The following is a 9,172-nucleotide window of genomic DNA, read 5'->3' on the forward strand; positions in this document are numbered from 1 at the left end:
CAATGAACAGTGGACTGAATGTTTTCACGCTGATCGCCGATTCGAGCGTGCCGGTAAAGCTGGTGCTGCTGATCCTGCTGGTGTTCTCGTTCCTGTCCTGGGTCATCATCATCCGCAAGTACTCGCAGACCAAGGCGGCGATGGAGAATGCCGAGGAATTCGAGGAGCGCTTCTGGTCCGGCGGTGATCTGGCCCAGCTGTTCCGCGAGGTCAGCAACCGCAACGGCGGCACCGGCGGCATCGAGAACATCTTCGAGTCGGGCTTCCGCGAATTCGCTCGCCAGCGTCAGCGCAAGACCCACGACACGCGCAGCGTGATCGAAGGCTCCGAGCGCGCGATGCAGGTCGCCGGCACGCGTGAGATCGGCCTGCTCGAGCGCAACCTGGAGTTCCTCGCCAACGTCGGCTCGATCAGCCCGTACGTGGGCCTGTTCGGCACCGTGTGGGGCATCATGGGCGCATTCCAGGGCCTGGGCGACATGAAGGACGTGACCATCGCGGTGGTCGCGCCGCACATCTCCGAGGCGCTGATCGCCACCGCGATGGGCCTGTTCGCGGCGATCCCGGCGCAGTGGGCGTACAACCGCTACGCCACCAAGGTCGAGCGCATCGCCTCGCGCTACGACGTGTTCCAGGAAGAGTTCTCCTCGGTACTGCAGCGGCAGATCCAGACCGACGACGTCGCCTGAGCGGAGAGCAGCCATGCGAACCTCCGGGCGCCAGCGGCGCTACAAGCTCAAATCCGAGATCAACGTGGTGCCGTACATCGACGTGATGCTGGTGCTGCTGATCATCTTCATGGTCACCACGCCGATGATGAACTCCAGCGTCGACGTGCAGCTGCCGCAGGCAAACGCCAAGTCGCTGCAGCAGAAGAAGGACCCGGTGCTGGTCTCGGTGCTGCAGGACGGCCAGCTCTACCTGACCCTGAGCGGGGCGAAGAAGGAACTGGTCGATGCCGACACGCTCAAGCTCAAGGTGGGCGCGTTCGTGCGCGAGAACCCCGAAGTCAGCGTGCTGGTCGGCGGCGACGAGCGCGGCAGCTACGGCGGCGTGTTCAAGGTGCTGGCCGACCTGCAGCAGGCCGGCGTGGCCAAGGTCGGCCTGATGGGCCAGCCGGGTCAGCCGGGCGGCCAGGGCAAGAGCGCCTCCGATGGACGAAAGTAAGGCGACGCCGAAGGCGGTCGTACTTTCCGCCGTCCTGCACATCGGCATTGTGGGGTTCCTGTTCCTCGCGGTACTGCCGTGTTCGACCTACGAGAACGTGTTCGACGCGCTGCACCTGCCGGCGTGGATGAACCCGATCACCTGCTCGAAGCCGCTGGAGCTGCAGGGTCCGATCATCGAGGCCACCCTGATCGGCCCCACCGGCAGCCCGCCGCCGAAGGCGGTGAAGGTCAAGCCGGTACCCGATTCGACGCCGCCGCCACCGACGGTGCCGCCGCCGACGCCGCCCAAGATCGAGGCGCAGGAGGTGAAGACCCTGCCGCCGCCGCCCAAGCAGCCGGACCTCAAGGATCAGGAGCGGGTAGTGGAGGAGGCGGCGCTGAAGGCCGAGGAAGCCAAGCAGGTGCAGGAGGAAAAGCAGCGCCAGCGCCAGGCCGAGCTGGATGCGCAGGCGGCCAGGCAGAAGCAGGAGAAACAGAAGCAGATCGACGACCTGTTCGCCAAGATGGACGCCGCCGCGCAGCAGACCCGCAAGCTCGACAACCGGGCCAAGCAGGCCAGGCAGCAGCTGGAGGATCTGAAGAACGCCCAGGACAACGGCGCTCCCGACCTGCCCAACGCGGCACAGCGCCAGACCGGCAACAACAGCCAGAACAGCAACCTCGCCGACGAATATGCAGCGGCCATTCAGAATGCGGTCACGCCGAACTGGTTAAGGCCGGATAACATACCGTCTGTTCCGTGCCAGGTTCATATCGTGCAGTCGCCCGGCGGTGACGTGATGAGCGCCACCGTGGATTCCAGCTGCCCGTACGACGATGCTGGCCGGCGTTCGGTCGAGAATGCGGTGCTGCGTACCAAGACCTTGCCCTACAAGGGCTTTGAAAGCGTGTTCCAGCGCAACCTCACCTTCACTTTCAGGCCGCAATGATCAAGCCCATGCGCAAATCCAGCCCCAGCTTCGCCGCCATCCTGCTGGCCGTGGTGGCGTTGTTCGTTGCCGGCCCGGCCGCCGCCCAGTCGCTGAATGTCGACATCGTCGGCGGCGTCAAGACCGCCACCCCGATCGTGGTGGTGCCGTTTGCCCAGGCCGGCGGCGCGCCGCTGTCGACCGACGTGGCCGACGTGATGCGCAACGACTTCAACCGCTCCGGCAAGTTCCGCTCGCTGGCCAAGAGCGACATCGTGGAGTTCCCGTCCAAAGGCTCGGACATCAAGTTCGCCACCTGGCGGTTGCTCAAGCAGGACTACATCGTGGTCGGCAACGTCGCCGACGTCGGCAACGGCATGGTCCAGGTCGAGTACGAGCTGTGGGACGTCAACAAGCAGCAGAGCCTGCTGCACCAGCAGATGCCGCCGGCCCCGGCGGGCGACCTGCGTGGCGTGGCGCACCAGATCGCGGACATCATCTACCAGAAGATTACCGGCGTGCGCGGCGCGTTCTGGACCCGCATCGCCTACATCACCGCGGTGGGCCTGGGCAACCACACCACCTATTCGCTGATCGTGGCCGATTCGGACGGCTACAACCCGCAGGTGGTGGCACGCTCGAAAGAGTCGCTGCTGACGCCGGCATGGTCGCCCGACGGGCGCAAGCTTGCCTACGTCTCGTTCGAGAGCGGCAATTCATCGATCTACGTGCAGGACATCACCACCGGCTCGCGCCAGCTGGTGGAATCCCATCCGCGGGGGATCAACGGCGCGCCGGCGTGGTCGCCCGACGGCAGCAAGCTGGCGGTGGCGCTGTCCTATGTCGGCAACCTGGAATTGTTCGTGCTGGATCTGGCCAGCCGGCGCGAAACCCGCCTGACCAACAGCCTGTCGATCGACACCGAGCCGGTCTGGGCGCCCGACGGCCAGAGCATCTATTTCACCTCCGACCGTTCCGGCCGGCCGCAGATCTACCAGGTGCCGGCCAGCGGCGGTACGCCGCAGCGGATCAGCTTCCAGGGCCAGAGCAATCTGAATGCCGACGTGAGCTACGACGGCAAGCAGATCGCCATGGTGCAGGGCAACGGGAACGTGTATCGTATTGCCATCATGGATCGCAGCCTGGGTGACCAGGTGCGTTTCCTCTCGCCGGGTCCGATCGACGAGTCCCCGAGTTTTGCTCCGAATGCCAGCATGCTGCTTTACGCCGCTACCGAAGGACGTCGCGGCGTGTTGTATGCCGTATCGGCTGACGGTCTGGTTCGCCAGCGCCTCGTGCTTTCCGATGGCGACGTGCGCGAGCCTGCCTGGGGGCCCTTCCGGCAACGTTGACTTTCCAGGCTGCTGCGCGCGAGTGCGGCAGCCTGATGCCCAGGGATTGGGCCCGAACGGCGCTGCGAGGCGCGTTTCGGTTTCCGGCCATGGCGCTTCGCCGCGCCAGGAGCCAGTCAGGGCGACCGTGCAGAGCCATGCACAATCGACCTCTCAAGTGTCAAAATAACAGCCGGACAACCGGCGTCAGCTGTCCCGTAACCCAGTCGTCATCGTTTGTCGGAACTCAACCCGTAAGGAACGTCACCATGAATAAGACCGTTCGCATTGCCCTGGTCGCCCTGCTCTGCGTGGGCGCGGCCGCTTGCTCCAAAAAGCAGGAAGTCAAACCCCAGCCCGCCCCGGAGCAGGCTGCTCCGGTCCAGGCTCCCGTCTCCGACGGCAAGTACACCCCCGCCGACCTCGATACCGATGCCTGCCTGCGTCAGCGCGTCGTGTACTTCGACTTCGACAAGACCGAGATCAAGCCGGAGTTCCAGCAGATCATGGCTTGCCATGCCAAGTACCTGCAGGATCGCCCGACCTCGCACATCCGTCTCGAAGGCAATGCCGACGAGCGCGGTTCGCGCGAGTACAACCTCGGCCTCGGCGAGCGTCGCGGCAATGCCGTCTCTGACGCGCTGCAGGCCAACGGTGGCTCGGCCAGCCAGCTGGAAGTGATCAGCTACGGCAAGGAAAAGCCGGTGTGCCGTGAGCACAACGAGGATTGCTGGAGCAAGAACCGCCGCGTCGAGATCGTCTACACGGCGCAGTAATGATGAAGCGACTGGCTAACAGCTTTGCGGCCAGGTTCAGCATGGCGGGCGCGGTCGCGTCCGCCATGCTGTTCGCGTTCCCGGCATTCGCGCAGGATTCGCGGTTGAGTCTCGCCGATCGCGTCGCGCGGCTGGAACAGCAGGCACAGAACAAGGACCAGTCCGGCACCGGCATGGTCAACCAGATGCAGCAGTTGCAGGCACAGGTGCAGCAGCTGCAGGGGCAGGTCGAGGAACTGCAGCACCAGCTGCAGACGCTCGACGACAAGAACAAGGCTCAGTACACCGATCTCGACGCCCGCCTCGGGCGACTCGAGGGCGGTGCGGCGGGCGCTGGCGCGGCGGCGGGCAACAACCCGCAGGCACAGGCCGGCGGGCAGGCTGCGGCGGCCACTGCCGCTGGCTCCGGCAACCCCGCGACCGCCGCCCAGCCCGCCGCGAAGGCCGGCAACAATGGCACCGCCGCCGGCGATCCGGCCGCGGCCCAGGCCGCCTACGACGTGGCCTTCAAGGCGATTCGCGCGGGCAATTACGTGGAAGCCTCGCGCGAGTTCCGCAGCTTCATCCAGCAGTATCCGAACCATGCGCTCGCGCCGAACGCCTGGTACTGGCTCGGCGAGTCGTACTACGCCACCACCAACTATCCGGTGGCGCTGGAATCGTTCCAGCAGCTGCTCAGCCAGTTTCCGCAGAGTGACAAGGCAGCCGACGCGCTGCTCAAGGTCGGCTACAGCCAGCTGGAGCTCAAGCAGACCGCGGCGGCGAAGGCCACGCTGGCTCAGGTCACCGCCAAATATCCGGGCTCCAAGGCGGCCAGCCTCGCCCAGGAGCGCCTGCAGCGCCTGCAACTGCAGTCGGGCAACTGAGCGGGTAACGATATGAGCGGCCATGACGCGCGCGAGGCGTCCGGCACGCCTGCCGCGGCGGTTGCCGGGCGCCTGCGCATCACCGAGATCTTCCACTCGATCCAGGGCGAAGCCGACGCGATCGGCTGGCGCACCGTGTTCGTGCGCCTCACCGGTTGCCCATTGCGCTGCGTCTGGTGCGACACCGAGTATGCGTTCCACGGCGGCAACTGGCACGCGATCGACGACATTCTCGCCGAGGTCGCCACGCACGGCGCGAAGCACGTGTGCGTGACCGGCGGTGAGCCGCTGGCCCAGAAGCGCTGCCTGATCCTGCTGCGCAAGCTGTGCGATGCCGGCTACGAGGTCTCGCTGGAAACGTCCGGCGCGCTGGATGTTTCCGCAGTCGACCCGCGCGTGCACAAGGTGATGGATCTGAAGGCGCCGGGCTCGGGCGAGAGCGCGCGCAACCTGTGGTCGAACCTCGACCATCTGTTGCCGCACGACCAGGTCAAGATCGTCATCGCCAGTCGCGCCGACTACGAGTGGGCGTGCGCGGTGCTGGCCGAGCGTACGCTGGCAGACCGCTGCATGGTGCTGTTCTCGCCGGTGTGGAGCAAGGTCGAGCCGCGCGAGCTGGCCGAATGGATCATCGCCGACAAGTTACCCGTGCGTTTCCAGCTGCAGCTGCACAAGCTGCTGTGGAACGACGCGCGAGGAAAATAGGTGAGAAGTGAGGGGAGAGGAGTGAGAAGCGAGAGTACGCAGCGTGCTTTCCACTCACTTTTCACTCCTCTTCACGCACCCCGGTTTTACGCGCTGTGGCCTGTGCTGCCGCGTGCGCTTTCCGGCCGGTGATCGGCCGTACCCCAGTGGATGAACCCATGTCTGAACCACTTCCCCGCAAGGCCGTCGTGCTCGTCTCCGGCGGCATGGATTCGGCCGTCACCATCGCCATCGCGCGCGAGCAGGGTTACCAGGTGTATGCGCTCAGCGTGGCCTACGGCCAGCGTCACAGCTCGGAGCTGGCAGCATCCGACCGCGTGGCGACGATGCTGGGTGCGGTCGAGCACAAGACGGTCGGCATCGACCTGCGCAGCATCGGCGGCTCCGCGCTCACCGCCGACATCGATGTGCCGCTGGATGCTGCCGACAGCAGCGCCATCCCGGTGACCTACGTGCCGGCGCGCAACACCATCATGCTGTCGATCGCGCTGGGCTGGGCCGAGGTACTCGGCTGCAGCGACATCTGGTGCGGGGTCAACGCGGTCGACTACTCCGGCTATCCGGATTGCCGCCCCGCCTTCGTCGCGGCGTTCGAAAAACTGGCCAATGTCGCCACCAGAGCCGGCGTGGAAGGCGCCGGCATCCGCATCCATGCGCCGCTGATGCGCATGAGCAAGGCCGACATCGCGCGCGAGGGCCAGCGTCTCGGCGTGGATTTCTCGGCCACGGTCAGCTGCTACCAGGCCGACCAGGAAGGCCGTGCCTGTGGCCATTGCGATGCCTGCCGACTGCGCGCACAGGGCTTCCGCGAAGCGGGGCTGTCCGATCCCACCCGCTACGTCTGAAGCGGGTCGGTGCGTTTGCTTGTACGGCTGTCGCCCAGCCCGTAAAATTGCCCGCTTGAGTTTTGCAATGAGGGGTCGTTAGCTCAGTTGGTAGAGCAGTAGACTTTTAATCTATTGGTCCCGGGTTCGAGTCCCGGACGACCCACCACTTCAAACTCCAATACAGTCCAACGAAGGCTGGAAACCCTAGCAACAGCAAAGGTTCCGGCCTTTTTTGTGTCCGAAGTAGTCCAGCGTCGTGCATTGCAATCTGGCCCCTGCTAGGGCCAGTATCGGGGGCAGTAGGTTGCCGATGGTGAGGAGATGGCCCCTGGGCCGCTCTTCGCCGTGTTGCTTTCCGCTCAAGCGAGGATTGCCGCTATGCCTTTGACCGACATTGCCATCCGCAAGGCCAAACCGGGCATTAACCCGAAAGGGGAGCCAACATCAAAGCCGTACAAAATGGGCGACACGGGCGGTTTGTATCTGGAGGTTGTCCCTGCTGGCGGCAAATGGTGGCGCTTCAAATATCGCCACAGTGGAAAAGAGAAACGGCTGGCGCTTGGAACATACCCGGACACCGGCCTAGCCGAAGCCCGCGAGAAACGCGACGCGGCGCGCAAGCTGCTGGCCGCTGGCGTCGATCCTGGCGAACAGCGCAAGGCCGCTAAGGCAGCGGGCGAGGAACGCGCGGCGAACAGCTTTGAAGTCATCGCGCGCGAATGGTTCGCCAAACATGCAACCGTGTGGTCACAAGGCCATTCCAGCAAAGTCATTACCCGATTGGAGAATGACGCCTTCCCGTGGCTGGGCAACCGGCCGGTTGCTGATATCACGACCAAGGAGCTGCTGGCGACCGCGAACCGCATTGTTGACCGTGGCGCCGTCGAGACTGCACACCGTGTCTTGCAGTACTGCACTCAGGTACTTCGCTACGCCATCCAAACCGGCCGCGCCGAACGCAACCCGGCTGCCGAGGTGCGCGGCGCGTTGCCGCCGGTCAAGCAAACTCACCATGCCGCGATCATTGAACCAAACGCTATTGGCGGCCTGCTGCGCGCAATGGACGCCTATCAAGGTTCGTTCGTGACAAGGTGCGCGCTACGGCTGGCCCCGCTGGTATTCGTGCGACCGGGCGAGCTGCGGCACGCCGAGTGGGCGGAGTTTGATCTGGACGCAGCACAATGGAACCTGCCCGCCGAGAAAATGAAGATGCGTCAGCCGCACCTGGTCCCGCTGGCGCCACAAGCCGTGGCGATCCTGCGCGAGCTTCACGCACTGACCGGACGCGGGCGCTACCTGTTCCCTAGTGCGCGCAGCCCGCAGCGACCCATGAGCGATAACGCGGTGTTGTCTGCCTTGCGGCGCATGGGTTACGCCACCGATGAAATGAGCGGCCACGGCTTCCGGGCGATGGCGCGCACGGTGCTGGACGAAGTGCTGCACTTCCGGCCGGACTATATCGAGCACCAGCTGGCGCACGCGGTCAAGGACCCGAACGGCCGCGCCTACAACCGCACCGCGCACCTTGCCGAACGCCGCAGGATGATGGCGGCATGGGCGGACTATTTGGATACCTTGAAGGCCGGCGGCAATGTTGTGCCGATGACACGCAAGGTAAGCTGACTGGCAACTGTTGAACGCCGCGCCTAGGACGGCCATCCGAAAACCAGGCACCTTCCCCGGCTGGCGCGGCACCTATTGAAGGGCGCAGAGGTGTGCGTGTCCGAATATCTGATGCAATGGTACCGACCGGTTGTCGACGCGCTACTGGATAGATATGGGTTGTCTGTAGATGACGGCATTCGCCACATGCTGGCGTCGACAATAATGCACAACCGGGCAAATCCTTGCCCGGCGTCTGTGCGCAAGCACTCCCCGATGCCCGCTCTCCAAAAGGCACTCACGCATGTGAAGGCACTGCTGCAATACGCCGACAAACCCCCTTCGCGGGCATCGAGCCTGGTGTTGCGTGCGCGCAAGCTTGCTGAGGCATTGCGTGAGAACGCTCTTGTTGGAATGGAGCTGGTTCTTACCAAGCCGAGCTTCAACCCATTGCCACTGCTGGATGCACTGGATGCCGGCAATGCCGAGCGCATCGAATTGCTGCGACTGTTGGCAACGCTGGAGGTGGCGACCGGCAAGGCTTGGAAGGTAGGCCGGCCGTGGGCTGCTTTCACGGTGGTCATACGGGCCGGCTGTATCACATGGCAACGCGCTGGCAAGCGCGTTCAATCGCGATGGAGCGTCGACGAAGAAACGCTTTCGGGAGAGCTTCCAGACTTTCTGCGCGACTTGGTTGCGTGCTGCAACGGTACGCATGAGCTCGTCCGCTCCCTATGGACTGAACGACTGCGCCTGATGCCAAGAAGAGGCCATACCGACCCGAGACAGGCACCCAAGGGCGATGGTCTCGCGGTAAGCGATATGGCGATTAGGGACGCGATTCGTGCATATCAGGCGTGGTGCAGGGCCGGTGCGCAAAAAATCGAACCTTTCTCTTTGGACTCGAAGCCTTCCGGTGCCTAATTTCCTGACCGTCCTAATCAACAAAGGCCGATCGTATGTCATCCGGCGGATTCAACTCCGAAGT

Annotated in this window: 10 protein-coding genes and 1 tRNA gene; all 11 read left to right on the forward strand. The window is 64.4% G+C overall.

Annotated features, from left to right (window positions below; all coding sequences use genetic code 11):
* Positions 1-2 precede the first annotated feature (2 nt).
* Positions 3-689 carry a protein TolQ gene (tolQ, locus tag UUA_RS11085; RefSeq protein ID WP_008436866.1) on the forward strand — a complete coding sequence of 229 codons (687 nt, stop codon included), beginning with the start codon at positions 3-5 and terminating at the stop codon, positions 687-689.
* Between the two features lie 13 nt (positions 690-702).
* Positions 703-1,167, forward strand: a complete 465-nt coding sequence (tolR, locus tag UUA_RS11090) for a protein TolR (protein ID WP_008436868.1) — start codon at positions 703-705, stop codon at positions 1,165-1,167.
* Positions 1,154-2,098, forward strand: a complete 945-nt coding sequence (locus tag UUA_RS11095; RefSeq protein ID WP_008436870.1) for a cell envelope integrity TolA family protein — start codon at positions 1,154-1,156, stop codon at positions 2,096-2,098. Before tolR ends, UUA_RS11095 begins: the two co-directional genes overlap by 14 nt.
* Before the next feature lie 8 nt (positions 2,099-2,106).
* The gene (gene tolB, locus UUA_RS11100; RefSeq protein ID WP_008436872.1) at positions 2,107-3,429 is read left to right on the forward strand and encodes a Tol-Pal system beta propeller repeat protein TolB; all 1,323 of its coding nucleotides are present in this window, start codon (positions 2,107-2,109) and stop codon (positions 3,427-3,429) included.
* Positions 3,430-3,677: 248 nt separating this feature from the next.
* A complete protein-coding gene (pal, locus tag UUA_RS11105; RefSeq protein WP_008436873.1) occupies positions 3,678-4,184 on the forward strand; it encodes a peptidoglycan-associated lipoprotein Pal in 507 nt (168 codons plus the stop codon).
* The gene (gene ybgF, locus UUA_RS11110; RefSeq protein ID WP_008436875.1) at positions 4,184-5,050 is read left to right on the forward strand and encodes a tol-pal system protein YbgF; all 867 of its coding nucleotides are present in this window, start codon (positions 4,184-4,186) and stop codon (positions 5,048-5,050) included. The genes pal and ybgF overlap by 1 nt, the downstream gene beginning before the upstream one ends.
* A 12-nt stretch (positions 5,051-5,062) precedes the next feature.
* Positions 5,063-5,755, forward strand: a complete 693-nt coding sequence (gene queE, locus UUA_RS11115) for a 7-carboxy-7-deazaguanine synthase QueE (RefSeq protein WP_008436876.1) — start codon at positions 5,063-5,065, stop codon at positions 5,753-5,755.
* Between the two features lie 158 nt (positions 5,756-5,913).
* Complete coding sequence (gene queC / locus UUA_RS11120; protein WP_008436878.1) at positions 5,914-6,600, forward strand: 7-cyano-7-deazaguanine synthase QueC; 687 nt, start codon at positions 5,914-5,916, stop codon at positions 6,598-6,600.
* A gap of 72 nt (positions 6,601-6,672) precedes the next feature.
* Positions 6,673-6,748, forward strand: a tRNA-Lys gene (locus tag UUA_RS11125).
* A gap of 212 nt (positions 6,749-6,960) precedes the next feature.
* Positions 6,961-8,205 (forward strand): tyrosine-type recombinase/integrase, encoded by a 1,245-nt coding sequence (locus UUA_RS11130; RefSeq protein ID WP_039953852.1) that lies wholly within the window; start codon positions 6,961-6,963, stop codon positions 8,203-8,205.
* A gap of 96 nt (positions 8,206-8,301) precedes the next feature.
* Positions 8,302-9,108, forward strand: a complete 807-nt coding sequence (locus tag UUA_RS19360) for a hypothetical protein (RefSeq protein WP_153022846.1) — start codon at positions 8,302-8,304, stop codon at positions 9,106-9,108.
* The last annotated feature ends 64 nt before the right edge of the window (positions 9,109-9,172 follow it).

It is taken from the genome of Rhodanobacter thiooxydans LCS2 (assembly GCF_000264375.1).
Lineage (GTDB): Bacteria > Pseudomonadota > Gammaproteobacteria > Xanthomonadales > Rhodanobacteraceae > Rhodanobacter > Rhodanobacter thiooxydans.